Here is a 22,266-nt window from a genome sequence, read left to right as displayed (position 1 = left end):
ATGGGACGCAAGGCGATATCCAAAAAAGAAGAAACCACGTCGGCCAATATCGGGTTTGAGGCCAAGCTGTGGCAGGCGGCGGACGCTTTGCGGGGTAGTATGGATCCGGGGGGGAATACAAGCATGTGACCCTGGGTTTAATATTTCTCAAATATATTTCCGACGCCTTTGAGGAACAACGCGCGAAGTTGAGCCGCGACTCCGCCAAGGGCGCCAATCCCGACGACCAGGACGAATACCGGGCGGTCAATGTTTTTTGGGTTCCACCGGAGGCGCGTTGGGCCCATCTGAAAGCCCAGGCAAAACAAACCACCATTGGTGAAATCGTGGACAATGCCATGTTAGGCATAGAGCGGGACAACCCTTCGTTAAAGGGCGTCCTACCGAGGGACTTCGCCCGCCCTGCCCTGGATAAAACACGACTTGGGCAACTCATTGACCTTGTTTCCAATATTCAGGTGGGCGATAAGGCCAGCCAGGCCAAGGACGTATTGGGCCGGGTCTACGAATATTTTTTATCCCAATTCGCCAGCGCCGAGGGGAAAAAGGGTGGGGAATTCTATACCCCTCGTTGCGTGGTCAAAGTTTTGGTTGAAATGTTGGAGCCCTATAAGGGCCGCGTCTACGACCCTTGCTGTGGGTCATCCGGCATGTTTGTGCAGTCGGTGGATTTCATTCGAGCCCATGCCAACGGAAATGGCAATGGTGGCAAGGCCAAAGGGGACATCAGTATTTATGGGCAGGAGAGCAACTACACCACCTGGCGCCTGGCGAAAATGAACCTTGCCCTTCGTGGGATAGATGGACAAATCGCCCACGGAGACACATTTCATAACGATCGCTTCCCGGACCTGCGGGCGGACTTCATCCTAGCCAACCCTCCATTTAACGTCAGTGATTGGCGGGGCGAACTTTTGAAAGGCGATAGGCGTTGGGCCTATGGGCCGCCACCACCGGGGAACGCCAACTTTGCCTGGGTGCAACACATTATTCATCACTTGTCGCCCATGGGCGTTGCAGGGTTCGTTTTGGCGAACGGGTCCATGTCCTCTAACCAATCGGGGGAAGGAGAAATACGAAAAAAAATCATCGAAGCGGACTTGGTGGATTGCATGGTGGCGCTGCCCGGCCAGCTTTTCTACTCCACGCAAATCCCCGCTTGCCTCTGGTTCCTCTCGCGAGACAAAAAGGACCACGGCCACCGGGACCGGCGAAAGGAGGTGCTATTCATCGACACTCGGAAAATGGGTCGGATGGCGGACCGCACCCATCGAGAATTAACCGATGAGGATGTCCAGTTTGTTGCACAAACCTATCATGCCTGGCGGGGAGAGAAAGGGGCTGGGAAATATAAAGACAAGGCCGGCTTCTGTAAATCGGTAAAACTTGCGGAGATTCAAAAACATGGGCACGTTTTAACCCCCGGCCGCTACGTGGGCACCGAAGCCGTTGAAGACGATGGCGAGCCATTCGAGGAGAAGATGAAACGCCTAACAGCCGATCTAATGGCTCATCAGGCCAAAGCAAAAAAACTCGACGCCGCCATAGCCGCCAACTTGAAAGGGCTTGGTTATGACTAAAAAAGATGCGGCACGCATACCGCCATCTAATACGGAAATCAGGCGCATCATGCTTCAATATTTCTACGACCGGAATAAGAATGCAACCAGTGCCCGGGGAAAGAAAGGATCAGCTGTTAAAATTAGTGACGTGAAAAAGGAACTTAAAGCGACGAGTGGTCTAACGCAACAAGAAGTTCAATCCAACCTTACATACCTTATCAGCCAAGGGTGGGTGAAAGATGACACGGTAGTAAAATCCTTCACCGCTCCAGGAGGAACGGTGATTCCATCCCCCACGACCTTTTACGTGATTACGGCCCCAGGGATCGACAAAATCGAAGGCCCCGGAGAGTTCACAATGCCTAAATTTCATGGAATCAAGATCGATGCGACAGGTCAGAACATCATTACTCTAGGCGATGGAAACCAAATTAATGCCAAATTTGGCGACCTTGGAGGAGCCTTGGCAGAGCTCCGCGATGCAATCACGCAGTCCGAAGCACCAGAAGCCCAGAAGATGGGCCTCGTTGCTGACATTGAAACGATTCAGTCTCAACTTGCGAAACCTGAGCCCAATCGGGGAATTATCAAGGCAGCTTGGGAAACAATCAAGAGTGCAGCCACTATCAATAGTTGCGTGACTCTTGTCGCCAAAGTTGCCGGGCTAATTTCAGGATTTCTCTGATGGGGAAGACTATGGGTTCGGTTAATGAGCAGAGCGCACTCACTAAATTCGCCCCCACCAATGCCGCCGATCTGAAGGAGCCTGGATATGGCGGGTGAATGGCGAGTGACGCCATTTAGTCAAGCTGTCACGGTAAACCCACGGGTGCAGCTCAAGCGCGGAACAACTTACCCATTTGTTGACATGGGCGCAGTCAGCGCTGGTTCACGCTCTGCTTTTGCGAGCGAAGAACGGCAATTTGACGGCGGAGGCTCGCGCTTCGCGATAGGCGACACGTTAATGGCCCGAATTACGCCCTGTCTTGAGAATGGAAAGATTGCTCGCTACACCGGTGAGTCGGGGGAGACAGCACACGGCTCAACTGAGTTTATAGTGATCCGTGGCCGCGAGGGGGTAAGCGAGACGGATTACGCCTACTACCTAACAAAGTGGGATGGTGTCAGCGGATATGCAATTAGCCAGATGACCGGCACGTCAGGCCGACAACGTGTTCCATCTGAGACGCTCGATCATCTTGAGGTGCCAATTCCTCCGCTCGTTGAACAAAGCGCCATTGCTAAAATCCTTGGCGCGCTTGACGATAAGATTGAGCTGAACCGAAGGATGAATGAGACGTTGGAGGGGATGGCACAGGCACTGTTCAAGTCTTGGTTAGTGGACTTCGATCCCGTCCGCGCCAAAGCTTCCGGCCGCGACACCGGCCTCCCCAGAGGATTCGCAAATCTCTTCCCTGGTGTTTTCCAAGACTCTGAACTTGGATTGATTCCGCAAGGGTGGAGCATTTCTAATATCTACGAGATTGCGGATGTCCTTTACGGTGCTCCCTTTGCATCTGATAAATTTAGAAGTGATGGGGTTGGCGAGCCGTTAATACGCATTCGCGATCTTTCAGACGAATCTCCGGGAGTATGGACCACAGAAGTGCACCCGAAGGGCTACAAGGCTAGACCTGGAGATATTGTGGTTGGCATGGACGGTGAGTTCCGAGCGTACTTGTGGGGTGGGGATGAAGGCTGGGTCAATCAGCGAGTCTGTGTGTTTACACCTAAACCAGGTTGGAGCGCCGCATTCGTGCGGAATACAATTATCCCGCTCCTCAGTCATATTGAGGCAACTGAGACTGCTACAACCGTTATTCATCTTGGAAAAACCGACATAGACCTTTTCAGAGTCATTTTACCTCCCCCGAATATCGCAGACCAATTCAACAGAATTTGTCAGCCTTGGTACGACAGCATCGTCACCAAGAAAAAAGAATCTCGCACACTTGCTGATTTGCGCGACGCACTGTTGCCAAAACTCATTTCCGGTGAGCTTCGATTGAAGGACGCGGAGAAGTATATTGGGAGAGAGGTCTGATGCCTGAAGCGATAACCTCCCCTTTCGTGATGCATGGAGCTCGGGACGCAATTGCCGGTGGCCTGGCGCACATTGAGCAGCAAGTCAAGTCTATTGAGCAATCGGTGGTTGAGAATCCAGGACTGGCATTCGACCTTGCCAAAACGCTTGTAGAGAGCGTGTGTAAAGTGGTGCTAACTGAACTATCGATCGCATTTAGTGAGACCGACGATCTGCCGAGGTTATTTAAGATCGCTTCAACAAACCTACCCTTTTTACCACCGACCGCGAGCGGGGAAACTGAAACAGGGGTGAGCCTGCGGCGAACACTCAGCGGCCTAAACACTGTGATTCAAGGGATTTGCGAACTGCGCAATAAGTGTAATTTTGCGTCGCATGGGGCTGCAACACCGCGTCCCCAAATGGAGACCGTTCAGGGCACTAATGGCCGCTGGGGCGGCAGACACCATCGTGGGATTTCTTTATCGCGTCCATCGGCAGGATCGTGCAGCGCCGCCGTTAGCGCTGGCGCTGTTTGAGAACAACCCTGAATTCAACGAATCCATTGATGAAGCCCATGAAATGATTCGCATCTACGATGTCGAATTCCAGCCGAGTGAGGTGCTCTTCCAAATGGAGCCGGAGAGTTATCGCGTGTACTTGGCTGAGTTTAATTTGGATCGGGAGGACGCTAAAAGCAAACGTGAAAAAAGCGGACCCCCTGGGAAGACATCATGACTAGCGTCTGGTGCGTTCGAGCAGATTTCGGGACTTATACTCAACAATTTGTTGAAGGTGGATATGTTGCGATCGGCTGGATGGCCAATACAGACCTTTCGGCAGTATCCACACGTGATCAGCTTTACCCACTCTACAAAGCGGCCCACCCGGCGGACATAAGCAACATCGTTATTGGCCAGCAGGTGGGCCAGATAGCTCGTTTTCTTTTGGAAATTCAACCAGGTGATTATGTGATCACACCGTCCCCTGACACGGAATGGGTGCATTACGGGAAAGTTGAGGCCAGCCCGTCCTATTTTTTCGCCGCGGGCAATGACGGATGCCCCTACCGACATCGGCGAAGGGTTGCCTGGGCGAAAGAGCGATTGAAGCGGGGTGATTTTTCAGTTCCCTTCCAGAACACTATCCGATCCTCATTAACTGTTTTTGCTATTTCGCAACGCGAAGAATTTCTTTCCGCCATTGGTCACGCGGGTGCCGCCCCAAAGGCCACCGCGCAATACGATCCCTACCGCGTAGTGCTCGAACAGGTGCTGGAGCTCGATGACAAGGAATTCGAGATACTTGTCGGACATTTACTCACAGCTCTTGGATTTGAGGGTTCTGAAGTAACCGCAAAACCGGTGATGGTGGGGTGGACGCTACCGGTGAGCTAAATGTCGCTAACTTGGCGAAGGTGAAGGTTTTTGTGCAGGCCAAGCGATACAAGCTTGGTTCAAAAGTGAACGCGAGCGTTGTCAAGCAACTTCGATCCTCAATTCCATCGAATGGCCAGGGAGCCTTCATTACAACCGCGGACTATCAATCCGCTGCCGCGGGGGTGGCGCTCGCACCAGGTTTCCCAAGGATCGGACTTGTTAACGGACGGCAACTTGTTGACCTTCTGATCGAGCACTGGGAGGACATTCCCTCAGAGTTTCGGGAACGGTTAGGACTTAAGCCAGGATTGGTTCGGGAATGACCCCATTTGCGGAATCTGTGGTTGAGCAGGCCACGCTCGCTTGGCTCGAAAGCGCCGGCATAAAGGTTTTGAACGGTGCGAAGATTGCACCAGGAGAGGCCGCCGCCGAGCGCGGTGATTATGCCCAGCCCACCCTGTCACAACGGTTGCGCGATGCGTTGGCGCAGTTCAACCCAAAGCTCCCCACAGAAGTATTGGATGACACTTTCCGCAAACTGACCCGCCCGGGGGGGCCGGATTTACTTTACCGCAACCGGGCCATGCATCGAATGTTGGTGGATGGAGTTAACGTCGAATACAAGCGGAAGGACGGTTCCGTGGGTGGGGCGCAGGTCAAGGTGATTGATTTTGATAACCCCGGCAATAACGACTGGCTGGCGGTGAACCAATTCACCGTCATTGAGAACAAGTGCAACCGTCGGCCGGATGTCGTGCTGTTCGTGAACGGCCTTCCCCTGGCGGTCATTGAACTCAAAAACCCTGCGGACGAGAACGCCACCATTTGGTCCGCCTATCAGCAGTTGCAAACCTACCAAAATGAAATCCCATCCCTTTTTGCCTATAACGCGGCGATGGTAATTTCCGATGGGGTGGAGGCGCGGTTGGGAACCATCGGCGCCGGGCGGGAATGGTTTAAACCCTGGCGCACCATTACAGGTGAAAAACTGGCCGACAAAGCAACGCCGGAATTGCAGGTTTTAACCGAAGGAGTTTTTGACAAAAAGCGTTTCCTTTCCCTGATTAGAGACTTTATTGTATTTGAAGATTCCGGCGCGGGAGCCGTGACTAAGAAAATGGCGGGGTACCATCAATTCCATGCCGTCAATGTGGCGGTGGAGGAAACCCTTCGGGCCTCGGGCCAGGGCGGATGGGCGGAACGGCCCACCGCGTCGGAGGGTTATTCGTCCCAACGTCAACCGGGGGGCGCGCGGGGGACCGGCGCATCGGAGTGGTTTGGCATACCCAGGGTTCCGGCAAGAGCCTGACTATGGCTTTTTCGCTGGGAGGGTGATACGTGACCCGAATATGGGAAACCCAACCATCGTTGTTTTGACAGACCGGAACGATTTGGACGACCAGCTTTTTGGCACCTTTCCCTATGCCAGGACTTGCTCAGGCAACCGCCGGTGCAGGCGGCGGACCGGGATGACTTGAAGAGAAAAGCTTACGGTGGACGCGGGCGGGGTTGTTTTCACAACCATCCAGAAATTTTTCCGGAAGAAAAGGGGGGAAAATTTCCACCCCTTTCGGAACGGAGGAACATCGTCGTCATCGCCGATGAGGCCCACCGGAGCCAATACGATTTTATTGACGGTTTCGCCCGGCACATGCGGGACGCCCTGCCGAACGCTTCATTTATCGGGTTTACAGGTACGCCCATTGAAAAGGCTGATGCCAATACTCGCTCCGTGTTTGGAGAATATATCAGCGTTTACGACATTCAACGGGCCGTGGAAGACAAGGCAACCGTTCCCATATATTACGAAAGCCGCCTTGCGAAGTTGGACCTAAACGAAACGGAACGGCCCAGGATTGATCCCCAGTTTGAGGAAGTGACGGAGGGGGAGGAAACCGAACGCCGGGAGCGCCTTCGGACGAAATGGGCACAATTGGAGTCGGTGGTCGGGGCAGAAAAGCGGCTGAAACTGGTGGCCAGGGACATGGTTGACCATTTTGAAAAGCGGCTTGAGGTTATGAACGGCAAGGCGATGATTGTCTGCATGAGCCGGCGGATTTGCATGGACCTTTTCCGCGAAATCGCCAAATTGCGGCCTAGCTGGGCGGATCAGGCCGATGAAAAGGGGATCATGACAATAATCATGACAGGTTCTGCCACAGATCCCCTGGACTGGCAGCCCCACGTGCGAAACAAGCCTCGACGGGAGGAATTGGCGAAACGCTTCCGAAACCCCAGGGACCCCCTGCAGATAGCCATCGTGAGGGACATGTGGCTGACCGGGTTTGATGCCCCGTCGCTTCACACCATGTACGTTGACAAGCCCATGCGGGGGCATGGCCTGATGCAGGCCATTGCCCGAGTGAACCGGGTGTTCCAGGACAAGCCCGGCGGATTGGTGGTGGACTACCTGGGGTTGGGCCACGAATTAAAGCAGGCCCTGGCCACCTACACGGAAAGCGGCGGAACCGGCCGGACGGCCATTGAGCAAAGGGAAGCCGTGGCCGTCATGCTTGAGAAGTATGAAATTTGTTGCGGACTCTTTCACGGATTCAATTGGGAGAGATGGAATAAGGGGACGCCCGCCGAGCGGCTTGGTCTTTTACCCGCCGCTCAAGAGCATATCCTGGCCCAAAAGGACGGGAAACAGAGGTGCCTTTCGGCGGTGAGGGAACTCTCTCTTGCCTTCGCTTTGGCTGTTCCCCACGAAGAAGCCCTAAAAATTCGGGACGATGTGGCCTTCTTTCAGGCCGTTCGCTCTGTCTTGGCGAAAAAAGTTGCCGATACCGCAAAAACAGAGGAGGAGCTGGACTTGGCGGTGCGGCAAATTGTTTCCCGTGCGGTGACTTCGGACGGGGTGGTTGATATTTTCAAAGCGGCTGGATTGACCAGGCCGGACATATCTATTTTATCGGAGCAATTCTTGGCGGAAGTGCGGGACATGCCCCAAAAGAATTTGGCTGTGGAACTCCTAAGAAAGTTGTTGATGGGCGAAATTCAAACCCGTCGAAAGAAAAACGTTGTCCAAGCCCGGTCCTTTGCGGAAATGTTGGAGCAATCCATCCGTAAATACCAGAATCGGGCGATAGAAACGGTGCAAGTGATTGAAGAACTGATCGGCCTGGCCAAAGAAATCAACACAGCCCAAGCCCGCGGGAAGGAACTTGGCTTGACGGATGACGAAGTCGCCTTCTATGACGCTTTGGAAATCAACGACAGTGCCGTTAAAGTCATGGGGGATGAAGCCCTGCGGACCATTGCTAGGGAGCTTGTCACCGCCGTTCGGACCAACGTCAAGACTGATTGGACAATTCGAGAGGACGTAAGGGCCCAATTGCGGGTGCTGGTTAAACGTATTTTGCGCAAGTACGGCTATCCGCCAGATAAACAGGAAAAAGCTACGCAAACCGTCCTTGAACAGGCTGAAGTACTAACCGAGGCATGGTCAAATTGACTGTGAGAAACTGCGACCAGGCTGGACGCACTGCTTCCCGCCATCCTTTAGCGATACTACGGAAAATCCGATAAGGCCCAATGGATAAGATTGGTAAGTCACTATGGGAAGCGAAGCGAGCTCAGAATCGGAAGGTCCGAGAAGAAATTATTGCTGGAGTCTATCAACGAAAGGCGGCTCAAAACAATTTTCATTCAAGTGACACGGTAAGGGCGATTTATAAAGCGGCAACTCTTAGGAACGGCGCTCTCATGAAATTTTGGGCCGAATATTTTCAAGATTCTTGGCGGCGGGAATCCTATTGGTGGCCGTGGCATATGGCAAAACGTGCGCGGCGCGAGGTCGAAGGAATAATAAATCTAGAGAGGGCCACTATTGATCGGGAGATTCAGGCTGACCTTGAGCGGCGCTCCTTCAAGGGATATGACGCCGTTATTAAACAGGGCCAAGATGAGCTTAACTCATCTTGTGTTGTCCTTACTCAGAAATATCAGTCTTTCGTAGAGACCCTTAAAGAGGAGAGGTGGCGAGAAATAAAAGGCTTTTGGCTTCAGTTGGCAATCCCCCTCATTGTGGCTGGTTTTTCCATCTGGCTAACAACGCGAGCAAATGAAGCCGAGATTGATCGGTATAAGGAGATGGTTGAAAATGTTGTTCGCTGGAGCCACGAAACTCCGGAACAGTTGGATCAGAAAATTCGGTATGAGCAGATGTTGCTCGATAGGCGTATTAAAAACATTCGGGATGAGACGCCGCGCCGAGAGGAGGCCATTAAAACCAAATTCAGCGCCTCAGGCTTGGTGAGAAGCGGCATGTTCGCGAATGAGCTCAAGAAGCTGAAGATTGATGAGGAAAAACTGATCACAGAGGCGAGAGAAGACGCAAAGTTTAAGATCAATTTCTTGCAGGAAGAGAAAGAAAAACTTTTCGGGAAATAAGAGGCTTGATCATCAATGCCACATATTTCGCGGCAATTCCAACATAATCTTGAAATCAAACTGTATACCATGGCTGGTTGCGATGTTGTCGGGGTGTGATTGACTTTCGACGGAAACCTGCTAGAATAATCATACTTTTGATGTAAATCCTGCTTCAAAAGGCTTCTATGCGCCGAGTTCTCCCAACCCTCTTCTTGCTCGGCTCCCCGTTGAAAAAAACGATGCCCCTCGGCCTCGGCATTTGGCTAGGGGTACTCCAGGCCCTCCCCGCCTTCGCCCGGGATGACGACCGTTATTCCTACACATCAAATCGTTCCCTCGAATTCCAAAACCAATACAAGCCGAACCGGAATTTATCGCCCTCCTTCCAACTGGACCGTCAAATCCAGAACCAAAACGCTGCGATCCAGTTGAGGAACATGAGCGTCTTCTCCCTCCAGGGGAACGGCTCAAAACTCAACCTGACCACCCCCACCCAGCCCGCTTTTAAGCCCACAATCAAATTTGAGCTTACCCGGACCAACCAGCAGATTAAGCCGCTTCAAGCACTCAAGACAACGCCCCAACCTACAGCCGCCACCCTAGCCCCAAAGCAAGGCTTTCTAAACACCATCGGCAACGCCTTTAAGGCCGTTGGAAGGGCCATAGCCTTCCCCTTCCAGAAGATCGGCCAGGGGATCGTGAACCTGGTTCAAAGGGCCTTCGGCCCCGGGAAACAGACGCCCACCCTCACCGACAGCCAAAAGGCCACCCTGGGCCTCTACAGGAACCTACAGCCCGCCGGGCAGGGCACCTTTAAGACCACCGGAGGGCAAACCCACGCACTTAACCGGGCCTGGGAGGAGGGATCAACCTTCAAACTGGAAGGGGACAAACTCAAGCTAATCCAAGGGACCAGCATGGAGAAGAACTTCGGGGGGATTGAAAGGAAAGACGGCGGCCAACTCCCCCTTCGGATGGCGGAAATCAACGGAACCATCCAGCCCACCGGTCTGGACTTTGACCGGATGGCCCCCAACACCACCCTTTCCATCAAGTCCCCCATGAACATTGAGGGCCTAGGAGAACTCAAGGCCGGAGAGATGACCTACCAAGGGGCCTGGAAGTCCCCCGACGGCCAGACAACCGGGGGACGGTTCAAATTCCAGAACACCCTCATGGACCTGAACAAGGACATGGCCCACGGCCTAGGGATGAACAACCCCGTAGCCGTACGCCAAGCCACCTTCTCCCTCAAGCCGGGCTCATGCGGCTCAACAGCGCGGAGATCCAATCCCAAAGTAAGCGGCTATTCGTCCAGGAGAGCAGGCCTCCCCTGGACCTCACCGATGTTGAAAAGACCTTAACCAGCATTGGTACAGGCCTAGGTGAAGCCAAGGGCCAATTTGCCAAGGCTGAAAAAGACTATGCCAACGCCGGCGTGGCCGCCCGGGGAATGCTGACCAACCTCACCAAGGCGACAGGACAGACGGACGCTTTGTCCTTCAAGGAGCCTGGGGATATGAAATCCCTTCGGGACGAAGGGAAGGCCCTGTCCGCCATGTCCGTCCAGATTGACCGGGACATGAATGCGGGGAACTACCAGGAAGCGGCCGACCTCTTACAGCAATTTAACCAACGCACTGAAATCTTTAAGGCCAAGTCCGAGGGAATGGCAGCCGCGGCCGAGATGGTGAAAGGCTTTTTCCGCGAGATCCGCGAGGTGAATCAATATTTGGGCGGGATGGGCAACGCCGTGGATATGGGGGAGGTGGCAAAAAAGGGCGCTCGGTCGTCCGCGGAAATCGCCAAGGGCTATGAGCGTTACCCCGCCATCGAGAAGGTTAAATTCTCAGTTAAGGCAACGTTTGCGCAGGAGACCTTAATCAACCTAGTGGAAGCCAAGGCGATAGAGCCCGAGCAGGGCTTAGACTGGGCCATGGCGCTCAAGCTAGCCAAGGACCAGGTCTTTGCCGCGGGGCCCAGCCAGCTCGGTGACAGGCTGAAGGTATCAGCGAGCCGGCCGCAAGAAACAATTTCTCTGGCGGCCAATGAAGCGGCAGATCTGTATTTGTTCGATTTCCTTTCATCGAAGGTTGAAACTGCACCCGGAACGATTGGAGCAATTGCGCAAATCGGTTATGGATTAGCGAAGAGTGCCAACATCGTCGGCAAGGCGGCCGGCGTTGGGCTCGCGGCTACCTTTCCAGTATCGTCACTTATTGCGATAGGAACAAGTTTTAGCGTTGATCAAACCTTACAGGCAGTTGGGTACAATGACGACCTCTCTGGTTTTGGCGGGATGGTTGCTGGGGCTACTACCGGAATTGCGGTCGGAAACTTCACCAGAGTGGCGTTACTTGAACGCGCTTGGGCAATGCGGATAGGAGCAACGAATAGCGTAGGCCAATTGTCACGGGATTTTTTTGACGGGGCTCAGGACACCTTCCTGTGGACACTGAGGACAATAGAAAGCGAGGCAGGACATGTCGCAACCTCCGGTGCTATTCAGAAAATGCCAGCAGTCGCTAAGTTCTGGTCCAGCGGGAAAAACCTATTTCAGCGGATTATAGGTAGAAAAGGTGTCTCGGCTTCTGTAAGGCAACTCGAATTTGATTTTGTTTCCCAAATGCCCCATACTCGTGGAGAATCAGGGGCAGTAATTGGACGAGGCCGGAGCATAAAAATGTATTTCGAATCCGGCCATTCTGGTGTTGGGGAATATCGGCTTGGATGGATTGACGTTCAAGATTCACTGGGAATAGAGGCAAACAAGATAATTAATATCTACCGGCTAAACAGGGTTACGAAAATGGGCCTGTCGGTCAAAGATGTTTCCCCATCGGTTGAAATGCGAGGCTATTATTTGAACGCCGAACGTATACACCTACAGCGAATAGATTGGTTTCGTAGAGGGGGAATGTGGCGGCCCAGAGGTAAACTGGATCTATGATTTCTTGGGAAGAATTCTGTTTATTGGCCGAGAAGACGTTTCGGTTTTTGGAGACTGATTTCAATTTTAAGCTCGACCCAGCCCGCCAACGACCGTTCTTGGATTACAGAGGTGATAAGGTCAAAGTGAGTTTATATTATGAACCGGTCGATCGCCCAGAACTCGATCTTGGGATAGACAGAATACAGAAGTTTGACAAATATGTCCCATCATTCGCTATCTACGAGCTCAAGAGGCTCCAAGGACATCCACCTCCCGGTGTTGAATTTCCTCCCAAAACCCGAGCAGAAATGGAAACCGTTCTATCGCGTATGGCCGACGAATTGAAGACTTACGCACAAGAGGTTCTCAGGGGCGATTTGCACGAACTTGACTTAATTGAGCGTGCCCGCCAGGATGATGACAAACGTAATGAGCTTCTAAGCGGGGGACTGAACTGAGCTCAATTCTTGAACTTAATGAGGATATCGGTGAGCATGAACGATATCGACGAGTTTAATGATGACAAATTTGAAACTTAATTCACCCCGCCTCCTTTTGACTGTTAGTTTAATATTTCCCATTGGGGCCTACGGGGAGACTGGTTCCTCGAAAGCCAAAATCCATCAGGCTCAGGACTTGGAAAAGAAAGGGGACCTTCCCGGCGCGTTTGAAAAATATAGAGAGGCTGCCGAGCAATCACCCGAAGAAATAAAAACTCAATGCAGTCTGGCAGCTTTCTATGAAAAATACGCTGATTATTTAATGAAAGAAGCAACTAAAAGCCTGGACAAAGTCTTTATTAGCAGGCTTCCTATCGTTCTCGATGACATGAGAAGGGTGAATCTTGCATGCGTAAACCTGGCCCCGAAAAATTACGAGGCCTACGCCAGGCTTGGCAACATTTACATGCAGATGGGCGATGTCGCAGAAGCAGATGCGATGTTTAGCAGGTCCTTGACACTGAATCCCAGGCATGCCCCGGCTCTAGAGGGAAAAACCTATTTAAAAGCAATCCAGGACCCGCGCACAGAAGGCGCGCCAATGCTTATATTGAATCGTGTGAGAGGCCATCTTGAGCGGGCGGTGCCTCATCGAGCAAACCTCAGGTTTCAGGAAATTACCCTGAAAGCCAATGGGGATTCAACGAGCACGGCGGTGATCCCCTTTGAGTTGAGTGCAGGCAAACCCGAACTGTATCCTTACCTGTTAAGCCGGTATGAGCGCCCTTTTCCGATTAAGAAAGTTTGGAATGTTCTATGGCTCAAGGAAGAAAATAGAGCAGAATTAAAATCGCTGGCCGACGCCACAACAGGAATTGTCAGTGGCTTTTCTACTGTAATTGCTCAACTAGATGTCCCGATAACACTTCTCCATTTCAAGATCCTGGACGCCAAAGGATCGCCGGTTCGAACCGTTGAGGTGGACCCCAGAGGATTCTACAAGGGGGAAAGATCCTCAGCGATCAAGGTCTTTTGATACCGACCCCAACCCATACTCCTTCGAGATATCCCATTGACACACCCATTCCCAGGATTTGACTTGACTCGGTCAGGCAAGCATGTGCTCTCCAGGGTCGCGTTGGTTTTCTGCTTCATGGGTAGCACCGCCATCCTCATGGCTCAGCCGGACCAAAGGATTGACAAACTTCTTAAGGCTGCCCAAACCGGCGATATTGCCATGGTGGCCAAGCTTGTTCAAGAGGGCGCCAAAGTAAATTCACACAATGCGAATGGTGAAACCCCGCTCCATCACGCAGCTTTAACCGGTCATGAACGAGTGGTCCAGTTCCTACTAACAAATGGAAGCCATATCAACGCCCGTACGAACGAAGGCGCAACGCCTCTGTTTCTTGCTGCGCAAGAAGGCCACACCGATGTGGTGAAACTACTATTGGAACGTGGAGCTAAGCGGCAATTGGATTTCGTTGCATATAAGCTGACACCTTTGCAGACAGCCATTGAAAATAACCACCAAGAAACTGTTGAGTTGCTTCTTAAATCCTCAACTAAGGATGAGATCGAATCTCGAACGGCCAAAGGACAGACAGGTTTAATGCTCGCGGCAATCCAAGGGAATGTGGCGATTTGTGAAAAATTGGTAGACGCGGGAGCGGAGATCAATGCCAGCGAGGATGGTATTACTCCGGTCTTCTTTGCGGCATTCAAAGGTCATGCGAAAGTAATCGAGGTGTTGAGTAAAAGGGGAGCATTGGTAAACGTTCCTGTGGAAAAAGGTCAAATTATCCCTTTAATGGCAGCCTCTAGGGAAGGCCATTTGGAGGCTGTTCTCGCCCTTATTAAAGCCGGGGCGAATATTTCCTATACGAATGATTTGAAATGGAATGCTTATTACCTCGCAGATATGCATAAACACAAAAAAGTTTGCGAGGCCCTGGAAACAGCTTATTTTGCGAGAAACCGAGCCCTTGGGAATCTTGGTGCCCTTAGGTCGGCGGTGGCGATTTACTTTTCAGATGCATATGATGACCCCTCACTTGCAAAAAGCCCAGAGGGCTACCCGAAAACCCTCGAGAGGGCTTATTCGCATCCCTCTAGCAAAGAACCTTTTCCGGAAATCCAGCTGGTCAATCACCAAAAAACAAGAACCGTCACCATATATCCCAATATTGGCACGAAGGACACATCTCTGAGCAAATTTGACATAAGTAAATCCAATCTCCTTAAAGATACGGGAGGATGGGGGTACGACCCTCATAGGGGGTTGGCATTCATCGACTGCACTCATATGGACTGGACAGGTGAGGCTTGGTATGAAAAATAATTTCTCTGCTCGCTCGATTTTCCTGAATATTGCAAAGGTTCATGAATGCATTGAGAAGAGCGCCCATTTTTGGAAAGCAGAAAATTGAGCTAATGGAGGATAAATTGTTTACCAGACGATTTGTGGGATTTATTGTTGCAGCGGTTTTTTACTCCACATTGAGTAACGGGGCGTCAAGACTCGACGGGTTTTCCGTTGGACTTTTAGAGGCTGGAACCGGCCGCATTCTTACGGGAAAGGAGGACGACAAGGAATTTAAAGGGAAGGCCTTAACCGGGGCTGTCTTGGAACTGGCCGCTGACCGGCCCGGAGTTGTCTTTGAGATTACAGCTCGTCAGATTGTCATGAAAACCCCAACTGGCAAGAAGATCAGCGCGATTTATTATTTCCTGGCCGGTGAAGAGTCGGAGAAGTTCAGCGCCTACCTTATGAAGAACTCCATGATGTCCGGTAACGTGGTCACAATTGGGGATCGATCTTTCGATGCTTTCGGATCATTGGCCAGGATGGGGATGAGGATTGGTAAGGGCGGCGGGATACAATTCGAGTCGCTGAAAGCCGGTAAGCTGCAGCTTGGTTTTGTTTTTCCCGGTATTTATTCACCGGAAAACCGAATTGTTTTCCTTGGCAAGGAGGCGGTTCCTCTCAAAAAGAAATGTAATGCTCCCCATTAGTCAAGGGGTTCCTAAGAGAGTGCCGGGGCTGGTTGGTTGATGGCAAGGGCCTCAAACTCGGCCGGTGTTCGGTGGCCGAGGGTCAAGTGCCGGTGCCGCTGGTTGTAATCGATTTCGATCCAGTTCTGTAGTTCTTTGACAAGAGACAAACGGGCTGTCCCACTCGCGGAGCCAAACGAGCTCTTCTTTCAGGGTCCGATTGACCCGCTCGGTGTCAACGTTGCCCTTGGGGTTGTTGTAGCTGGTGAACGCCTGGGTAATCCCCAAGGCGTTGCAGGCCTTCTGGAAACCCAAGGACGTGGGCTGGCAGCCATTGTCGCTCATGAGCTTGACGTCCTGACCGCGACTCCCATTGGGGAACCGCCGATTGACCGCCATGTTTAGCGCCATCAACCAGTGCTGGGTTTGGCCTGGGGTCCGGCGTAATAACCCACGATCGTCTTGGTATACCAGTCCAACACCAAGACGACGTAGATCCAGCCGTAGGGTTGGATCAGGACCTTGGTCATATCGATGCCCCACCATTCGTTGGGGCGGACGGCGACGGGCTTGCTCCTCGACGACGTCCTCTTGGCTTTAAAGGCGCAGGTTGGGCTTCACCAAGAGGTCATGGCGACGCATCAAACGCAGGACGCGCTTTTTGTTGATGTTCATGTGCTCATCGTATTTGAGCCGGGCCCAGATCCGCCGGTATCCCCAGAAGGGGTGATCCGATTTCAGGTTCTTGATCTTTTTAACGATGTCCTGGTTGCGCTGGGTGACGGAACAGGACGGCCGCCTCAAAGCCGAGCTCCTTGAGCTCGATTTCTGTTTTTTTTAACTCCATCGTGAGCTCCCCGATCATGTGCTTGAGCCGGGCGTTCTCCTCCTGGAGTCGAAACTGTTTCTTGTCGGGGTGTTTGTCAAAGATGCGGTCGGTATTGGCCAAAAAGTGGTCACGCCACTGGTAATACTGGGCCTGGCTGATTTGGTGTTCGCTACACAGGTCCGCGATGGCTTTACCGCGTAGTCCTTGGAGACGATCATGGCTTTCTTTTCGGTTCCCATTCTCTTCGTTTCATGGCTGAGTCTCCTCGGTTCGGGTCTCAGCCCCATTTTACTCTCTTAGCAGGACCCCGGCCTTAATGGGGAGCAGCATACCCGGAGCGGACAGCGTTCCCCTCACCAGTGTGGAGTGGCCCCGCGCCGGGCGACCTGTCCACCAGCAAATGCCTGTTTGCGGCAACAACCGAGCCCGAGTGCGGGGCCGCGGACTTCACTCCGAAGCGGGGGTTTTGTTCCCAGCGGAGTGGACAACGATACAATCGCCGGGGCGACCGAGCGAGCCAGTGCGGCGGCGTTTCTCCGCCGCGCGGCGAGCGCCCTGGGGTGAAACGACCCAACCGAAGCAGTCAGCGTCAGGGGGTTTTCCGGGGGAAGCGAATCAACCGGAGCCGGTTTGGAACAGATTACCGGGTGTGCGCGTCCAGCCGCGCGGGGGCGGGCACCCCCCCGGGTTCGTCGTCGGGGCCAGAGCGACCAAGGGGGCGGACGACGTTCGGGTTTTCTCCCCGGAAGCGTCCCGACCGGAGCGGTCTTTTCAGCGGGGGCGGGTTTGGGTTTTTCGAGGGCGACAATGGGCGGCTCTGGTTTTCGATCCCGAGAGGTCGGCCGCCGCGCCAAGGTCAATGTCCAATGCGTCTCTGTCTCTCTACACCGTGGAGGATAAATAGAGTGGCCCCGCGTAGCGCCGCGATAGCGGTCGACGGTCAAAAAGAGGATGAGAAGGAAAAAGGTAGGGCGGCCTTGCGGGGTGGCCCCTCCAGGCATTTCCTCGCCTCCCACGGCTCGGTCAGAGTCCGCGGGTAACCTCAAACCCGTCTACGAAGGAGGGGCCGCCTCCAGCCGCTTCACGTGGTATTCCCCGGTCAGGTCATAGTTTTCCCAATAGTTGTGGGAAAGGTTTGGGAAGGAAAGCGGGATCACAATCGGCGGCCCAACGTAAACCCCGCCATTTTTCTTCCAAAGCCCACGCCCCCTGCGTGGGTTTTGTTTTTTAGGAGGACCGATTGGCCAGCACCGGGACGCGGCGCTTTTTGAATTTCGCATGGGGGGCGATGAGCGCCCTTTGCATTTTATCCTGGCATCAGAAAGCCCTGCCCGTACCGCTGACCTCGATTCGCCCGGAACTTCGACGGGAACCTCTCCAAACCCCCACGGAACCCACCCCCTTCGCCTTCAGTTATCGGGGACGGCCCTACAACGTCAAACCCTTGGCGACCTACGATCTGGCGGGACTGGTGGTCAGCCACAACGACATCGGCGGGTTGGCGGATATTTATCACACCAAAGACTCTCTCGACACCAAGGACGTCTGCGTGATTTGGGGGGACAACGTGGCCACGGAGGATTTTCACCGGGTGAAGTTTTGGAACGGACCCTGGACCTGCAATTGGCGTTACCCCGACGGGGTTCGAGCAACGGCGTCCCAGGTGTCCAACAACCACCTGATCACCCAAAGCGACGCCATTCGCCAAACCATCGCCCGCGTCCGGGTGGGGGACCAAATTCGCCTTCGGGGTCGGTTGGTGGCTTACCAGGACGCCGCCCATCCGGAATTTTGGCGCGCCTCCAGCTTGATCCGGTCGGACACGGGCAACGGCGCCTGCGAAGTGCTCTTTGTGGAAAACCTCGAGATTCTTAAAGCCGGCGCGCCCGGCTGGTGGACCCTGTATCGGTTGTCCCTGGGCGGTCTGGGAGCCCTGGCGGCGCTGGAAATCCTTCGATTCTTTCGCGGCGATTAACAACACGCCGTTCACACGCGGACCGTCCGGCCCGCGCGTTGTCGGTCAATTCCCCAAAACGACCGCCGATCGACGAAGGGGTTAGACCCCCAGCAATTCGACGTCGAAGAGAAGCGTGGCGTTGGGCGGAATGGCGCCCCCGGCCCCGCGCGAGCCGTAGCCCAAGGCCGCGGGAATGACGAGCGTCCGCTTCCCGCCCACCTTCATGCCCGCCACCCCTTCGTCCCAGCCGCGGATCACTTCGCCGGCGCCCAGGTTGAAATCAAAGGGGTCGTTGCGGTCCTTGCTGGAATCGAATTTGGCGCCTTTTTTTCCGTTGGCGTAGAGCCATCCGGTGTAATGAACGACGACGCGCTTGCCGGACTGGGCGACGGCTCCCGTCCCGGTCACGGTGTCCTCGTATTGCAATCCCGATGCGGTGGTGATCATGGCACGTTCCTTTCCGTTTCATTTTTAAGGGTGAAAAGCTCGGCGACGGGTAATTTACATTTTCGCCGGCCTCCGGGAAACGATTTCTTTGCCGGGGCGGCCTCCTCTGTTTTTCCCCAGGGCGCTCCGCCCGGGTCCAGACCGCCCAGGATTTCCTCCGCCGCCTCCGCCAATTTCTCCACGTATTTTTGCACGTCGTAGTCGAACCCCTCGTGGAGAAAGGCCAAGGGGACCGAACGGCCCTCTTTTAGGCGATCCCCGGCCGCGCGGATGACGTATTTCACGGATTCCCCGGCGTGCAGGGGGACGCCCGAGGCCGCCAGTTGCTTGGCCGCGAGGGTGGACAGCGTGTCGTGCACGTAGTGGGCGGGGTCTTTGGACAGGTGGAACGTCACGGCCAGCTCCGGCGGGGTGACCCGGCCCTCTTTCAGGCGGTAGCGATATTCGTCGGCCGTTTCCCGCAGGGCCGGCAGGCTCCCGCGGCATTCCTCAACGTTGGAGGCCCGGGCCAAACGCTGAAGCAAGCCCTCCTGCATCTCCTTCAGCAGGCCCGGCGTGTCCCGCCGGCGCAGGGCCAGGCCGCGGACTTTCAACTCGCCGTTGGTGAACGCCCCGAAATACCGGGCGGGCACGCCCGCGAGCGGGTCCGTTTTGGAGGGGCAAAAGCGGATCCATTTATAGACCCCTTCCAACCCCACCGGGCACTGGGATTCCCGTTCGATGTCCCGGCGGAGGGCCTCGTAATCCATGCCGGGATGACCGACGATCCAGAGCGAGTCCACGATGCCGTGAAGCACCCGATACCCGCGCCGCTCCACGGATTCCTTGGCCCGCAGGAGGATCTCCCGCCCCCAGGCCGTGACGCATTCGTGGGACTCGATCTTCCCGAACCGCGCGTTCTTGAACCCCAGGTAACCGAAACAACAGACCAGCACCCATTTGTGGGCGTTGGCCCGGTTTTTGTAAATCCGACGATTCGGAGAATCGCTTTTGGCCAGAACTTTGTAGCGGGAACGTTTTTCCAGGATGGGCGCCAGGACTTCCGGCACGAGGCCGCGTCGCCGACGGCACAGGTGGTGGCCGATTTCCGGAACGGCGCCGCCCCATTCCGGACGATCCACGGGCGCGGCGGCGGGTCGATCCGGTTTCAATGGTTCCGGAGCGCCGGAACTCTCGGTTCCCGCACAGCACGCGCAGTTGACGGTTTCGGGGGAGATGTTGTGTTGAACCATCAGGGTCGGGTACATGGAGACGAAATCGTATTCCACCACGTGGTCGTACCACCCCGCCGGGGCTTCGTAGACCAGCCCGCCCTTGTCCGCCACCACCAGTTCCGTGGCGGGGCGGAAGTCCTCGGCCTGCTGTTTTTCGATGGGGATCAGGAGATTCCGTTCGTGGGCCCGGTGCAGTTGCATGGAGGAGAGGGAGGTGCCGATGGTGCTCCGGGCGGCCCGCTGAAGGGGGATTTTGGCGATGCGCGCGATTTCAAAAAGGCCGTCGAATCCGCATTCCTTGAAATAAAAGCTGTTCTTTAGATCGAAATGGCAGCGGCCGAACAGCGTCACGGACCCCGTTTGATAAACGGTGCGGCCGTAGGTCATGAAACTCCGGGACCCGCGCCCGGCGTGGGTCCGCCGGGGGTCCCGGGAAAAGGGAAGCGGGCGTCCGCGTCCGGCCGATTGCTCGATCAGCCGGGGCAGCAAAAAGCTGTCGCCCCAGTCGGAGGTGATCACGTCGGGGTCCCACTCCCTGAGGCGCCGCTCCAGGGATTCGAATTGGTCCTCGGTGGAGCCCTCCAGCTCGTAGGCGTTGCTCTCGTAAAGGAGCCGGAGGCTCCCCAGGGCGCGATGGTTGGGGTCCAGGGCGCCCGCCACCTCGGAGCCCGCGAGGCTCAGGTGCAGGGTGGTGAGGGGCGGGAGAGCGTAATCCACGGCCCAGGGGTCGTCCCGCAGATGAAAATTCACCAGGCGGTCGCCCGTCGCTTCAAACTCGCCCCGGGCCAGGGGAAAATGGCCCCGTTCGTAGTGGTAGTGCTGGATGGGGGGAATGTCGGCGTTGAAAAGGGGCACCCGAAGGTTCCGTAGGGTTTTGACCACGCGGCCGTGGACGCCGGCCGGCACCCGGGCCTCCATCACCCGGCGCGTCCGCTCGGTGTAGAGGTCGGTCTTTTCCCGCCAAACCGTCTCGAGGGGAACGCCCGCCTTGGTTAGAACCCGACGGGCGGTGTCGACGCTCCCGGGGTCGCCGTCCACGCAGAAGGTCGGCCGCCAGTCGTCGAAAAAAGACGCGTGCCGCCCCTCGGGCGTGATGACCCAGAGGCGCACGCCGGTCCCTTCGGGGTAGGCGTCAAAGATCCAGCCGGGGAGGCGGCTCATGGGGGGGCGGTCCGGGAAGCCGGGCTTCCAGATCCATGACCCGCCGGGTCAAGCCCACCAGCATGGCCATCAGGATGCCGAAGAGGGGCACGGCCTGACTTCCCATGGCCACGGGGGCTGCGTGGTAACGGGCCAGGCGCCATAGGGCGTCGAAGGCCTCCTGATCCTCCTTGCGAAGGGCCCGGCGGAAGAGCTTCCACTCCTCCCGCTCGTCTTTCTGGGCCTGAACCTGGGTGGGGAGCGTTCGGCCCATCAGAGGTCCCTTCGCGCGATCCGAAACCCCTCGGCGGCGGGTTCCAGCGTCAGCACGTCTTTGCCCCGCGTCAGGAATTCCGCGGTGAAAAAATCACGGCCTTGGGGAACGCGGTGTTCGGGCAGGAGGCACAGGAGGGGCAGCCCCGTTCCGGGCAGACACTCCAGAAAGGATTGGAATGCCCGTCGGGCTTCTTCCAGGGGCAGTTCATCGTCGTTAAAGAGCCCCAGGGCGTCCGAGAGCACCACCGGCAACCCAAGAGGCTGGATCTTCCGGGCCAACATGGTGACCAATTGAAAGGCGTTGAAGGGCCGGGCCAATTGAACCCTCTCCAGGATTCGCCGCGGATCCACCCCCAGCGACAGAGCCGCCTTGGCCAGGCCGTAGGCGTCAAAACGGTTTCCCGCGTCGATCCAGGCCACCCGGGCTCCCCGAGCCAGGTGGGGGGAGAGCTCGTGAAGAGTCCAGGCGGGGAGAATACGCGGGCCCCGCAGAATGTGGATCCCCGGGTTGCAGCCGGGAACGGGGTTCGGCAAGTCCAAATACTGTGAGAGTTGAAGCGTGGCGACCATGGGGCCCTCGATTTTTAATACTATACATATGTATAGCATGCAAATCAAGCGGCCGTTCGACGTCGCCATGGACAGTCAGCGTCTCTTGGGCGAGGGACTTTCCACTCCCTCGAAAACAACCGCGCCACG

21 protein-coding genes and 2 pseudogenes are annotated in these 22,266 nt (G+C 55.2%); 16 read left to right on the top strand and 7 right to left on the bottom strand.

Annotation, left to right across the window (positions count from 1 at the left end; translation table 11 throughout):
* The 15 genes and pseudogenes from IPP68_03960 (at window position 1) to IPP68_03890 (ending at window position 15,725) form a co-directional block, all read left to right on the top strand.
* Window positions 1-1,580, top strand: a pseudogene (locus IPP68_03960) (SAM-dependent DNA methyltransferase).
* Window positions 1,573-2,247: a hypothetical protein gene (locus tag IPP68_03955; protein ID MBL0349517.1), complete on the top strand. Its 675-nt coding sequence runs from the start codon at window positions 1,573-1,575 to the stop codon at window positions 2,245-2,247. The pseudogene IPP68_03960 and the gene IPP68_03955 overlap by 8 nt, the downstream one beginning before the upstream one ends.
* Window positions 2,248-2,334: 87 nt before the next feature.
* On the top strand, window positions 2,335-3,606 hold the full coding sequence (locus IPP68_03950) for a restriction endonuclease subunit S (protein MBL0349516.1): 1,272 nt from the start codon (window positions 2,335-2,337) through the stop codon (window positions 3,604-3,606).
* Window positions 3,606-4,124 carry an abortive infection family protein gene (locus tag IPP68_03945; protein MBL0349515.1) on the top strand — a complete coding sequence of 173 codons (519 nt, stop codon included), beginning with the start codon at window positions 3,606-3,608 and terminating at the stop codon, window positions 4,122-4,124. Before IPP68_03950 ends, IPP68_03945 begins: the two co-directional genes overlap by 1 nt.
* A complete protein-coding gene (locus tag IPP68_03940) occupies window positions 4,030-4,323 on the top strand; it encodes a hypothetical protein (GenBank protein MBL0349514.1) in 294 nt (97 codons plus the stop codon). The genes IPP68_03945 and IPP68_03940 overlap by 95 nt, the downstream gene beginning before the upstream one ends.
* Window positions 4,320-4,982, top strand: a complete 663-nt coding sequence (locus IPP68_03935) for a hypothetical protein (GenBank protein MBL0349513.1) — start codon at window positions 4,320-4,322, stop codon at window positions 4,980-4,982. Before IPP68_03940 ends, IPP68_03935 begins: the two co-directional genes overlap by 4 nt.
* Window positions 4,961-5,287, top strand: coding sequence for a restriction endonuclease (locus IPP68_03930; GenBank protein MBL0349512.1), 327 nt, complete (start codon window positions 4,961-4,963; stop codon window positions 5,285-5,287). The genes IPP68_03935 and IPP68_03930 overlap by 22 nt, the downstream gene beginning before the upstream one ends.
* Window positions 5,284-8,418 (top strand): annotated as a pseudogene (locus IPP68_03925) (type I restriction endonuclease subunit R). Before IPP68_03930 ends, IPP68_03925 begins: the two are co-directional and overlap by 4 nt.
* A gap of 80 nt (window positions 8,419-8,498) precedes the next feature.
* On the top strand, window positions 8,499-9,356 hold the full coding sequence (locus tag IPP68_03920) for a hypothetical protein (protein ID MBL0349511.1): 858 nt from the start codon (window positions 8,499-8,501) through the stop codon (window positions 9,354-9,356).
* Between the two features lie 419 nt (window positions 9,357-9,775).
* Window positions 9,776-10,702: a hypothetical protein gene (locus tag IPP68_03915; GenBank protein MBL0349510.1), complete on the top strand. Its 927-nt coding sequence runs from the start codon at window positions 9,776-9,778 to the stop codon at window positions 10,700-10,702.
* Window positions 10,603-12,288, top strand: coding sequence for a hypothetical protein (locus IPP68_03910; protein ID MBL0349509.1), 1,686 nt, complete (start codon window positions 10,603-10,605; stop codon window positions 12,286-12,288). Before IPP68_03915 ends, IPP68_03910 begins: the two co-directional genes overlap by 100 nt.
* Window positions 12,285-12,728, top strand: coding sequence for a hypothetical protein (locus tag IPP68_03905; GenBank protein MBL0349508.1), 444 nt, complete (start codon window positions 12,285-12,287; stop codon window positions 12,726-12,728). Before IPP68_03910 ends, IPP68_03905 begins: the two co-directional genes overlap by 4 nt.
* A 178-nt stretch (window positions 12,729-12,906) precedes the next feature.
* On the top strand, window positions 12,907-13,746 hold the full coding sequence (locus IPP68_03900; protein MBL0349507.1) for a tetratricopeptide repeat protein: 840 nt from the start codon (window positions 12,907-12,909) through the stop codon (window positions 13,744-13,746).
* 117 nt (window positions 13,747-13,863) lie between these two features.
* The gene (locus IPP68_03895; protein ID MBL0349506.1) at window positions 13,864-15,051 is read left to right on the top strand and encodes an ankyrin repeat domain-containing protein; all 1,188 of its coding nucleotides are present in this window, start codon (window positions 13,864-13,866) and stop codon (window positions 15,049-15,051) included.
* A gap of 41 nt (window positions 15,052-15,092) precedes the next feature.
* Complete coding sequence (locus IPP68_03890) at window positions 15,093-15,725, top strand: hypothetical protein (protein MBL0349505.1); 633 nt, start codon at window positions 15,093-15,095, stop codon at window positions 15,723-15,725.
* A 51-nt stretch (window positions 15,726-15,776) separates the two neighbouring features.
* On the opposite strand, the gene IPP68_03885 is transcribed toward IPP68_03890, so the two are convergent.
* The 3 genes from IPP68_03885 to IPP68_03875 form a co-directional block, all read right to left on the bottom strand.
* Window positions 15,777-16,103: a hypothetical protein gene (locus tag IPP68_03885; GenBank protein MBL0349504.1), complete on the bottom strand. Its 327-nt coding sequence runs from the start codon at window positions 16,101-16,103 to the stop codon at window positions 15,777-15,779.
* 198 nt (window positions 16,104-16,301) lie between these two features.
* On the bottom strand, window positions 16,302-16,508 hold the full coding sequence (locus IPP68_03880; protein MBL0349503.1) for a transposase: 207 nt from the start codon (window positions 16,506-16,508) through the stop codon (window positions 16,302-16,304).
* Window positions 16,459-16,719 carry a transposase gene (locus tag IPP68_03875; GenBank protein MBL0349502.1) on the bottom strand — a complete coding sequence of 87 codons (261 nt, stop codon included), beginning with the start codon at window positions 16,717-16,719 and terminating at the stop codon, window positions 16,459-16,461. The genes IPP68_03880 and IPP68_03875 overlap by 50 nt, the downstream gene beginning before the upstream one ends.
* A gap of 1,102 nt (window positions 16,720-17,821) precedes the next feature.
* On the opposite strand from IPP68_03875, the gene IPP68_03870 reads away from it, so the two are divergent.
* Complete coding sequence (locus IPP68_03870) at window positions 17,822-18,508, top strand: hypothetical protein (protein MBL0349501.1); 687 nt, start codon at window positions 17,822-17,824, stop codon at window positions 18,506-18,508.
* An 81-nt stretch (window positions 18,509-18,589) separates the two neighbouring features.
* Here IPP68_03870 and IPP68_03865 read toward each other — a convergent pair whose 3' ends face one another.
* Genes IPP68_03865 through IPP68_03850 form a run of 4 tightly spaced genes read right to left on the bottom strand, consistent with a single transcriptional unit; the run spans window position 18,590 to window position 22,137 of the window.
* Window positions 18,590-18,937 (bottom strand): FKBP-type peptidyl-prolyl cis-trans isomerase, encoded by a 348-nt coding sequence (locus tag IPP68_03865; GenBank protein ID MBL0349500.1) that lies wholly within the window; start codon window positions 18,935-18,937, stop codon window positions 18,590-18,592.
* Window positions 18,934-21,312, bottom strand: coding sequence for a hypothetical protein (locus IPP68_03860; protein ID MBL0349499.1), 2,379 nt, complete (start codon window positions 21,310-21,312; stop codon window positions 18,934-18,936). Before IPP68_03860 ends, IPP68_03865 begins: the two co-directional genes overlap by 4 nt.
* Window positions 21,284-21,565 (bottom strand): hypothetical protein, encoded by a 282-nt coding sequence (locus IPP68_03855; GenBank protein ID MBL0349498.1) that lies wholly within the window; start codon window positions 21,563-21,565, stop codon window positions 21,284-21,286. Before IPP68_03855 ends, IPP68_03860 begins: the two co-directional genes overlap by 29 nt.
* A complete protein-coding gene (locus tag IPP68_03850; protein MBL0349497.1) occupies window positions 21,565-22,137 on the bottom strand; it encodes a hypothetical protein in 573 nt (190 codons plus the stop codon). The genes IPP68_03855 and IPP68_03850 overlap by 1 nt, the downstream gene beginning before the upstream one ends.
* Between the last annotated feature and the right edge of the window lie 129 nt (window positions 22,138-22,266).

This window comes from Elusimicrobiota bacterium, assembly GCA_016722575.1.
In the GTDB taxonomy this organism is placed as follows: Bacteria; Elusimicrobiota; Elusimicrobia; order FEN-1173; family FEN-1173; genus JADKIY01.
Note: the sequence above shows the minus strand (reverse complement) of the source record. Positions and strands in the feature narration are given on the sequence as shown.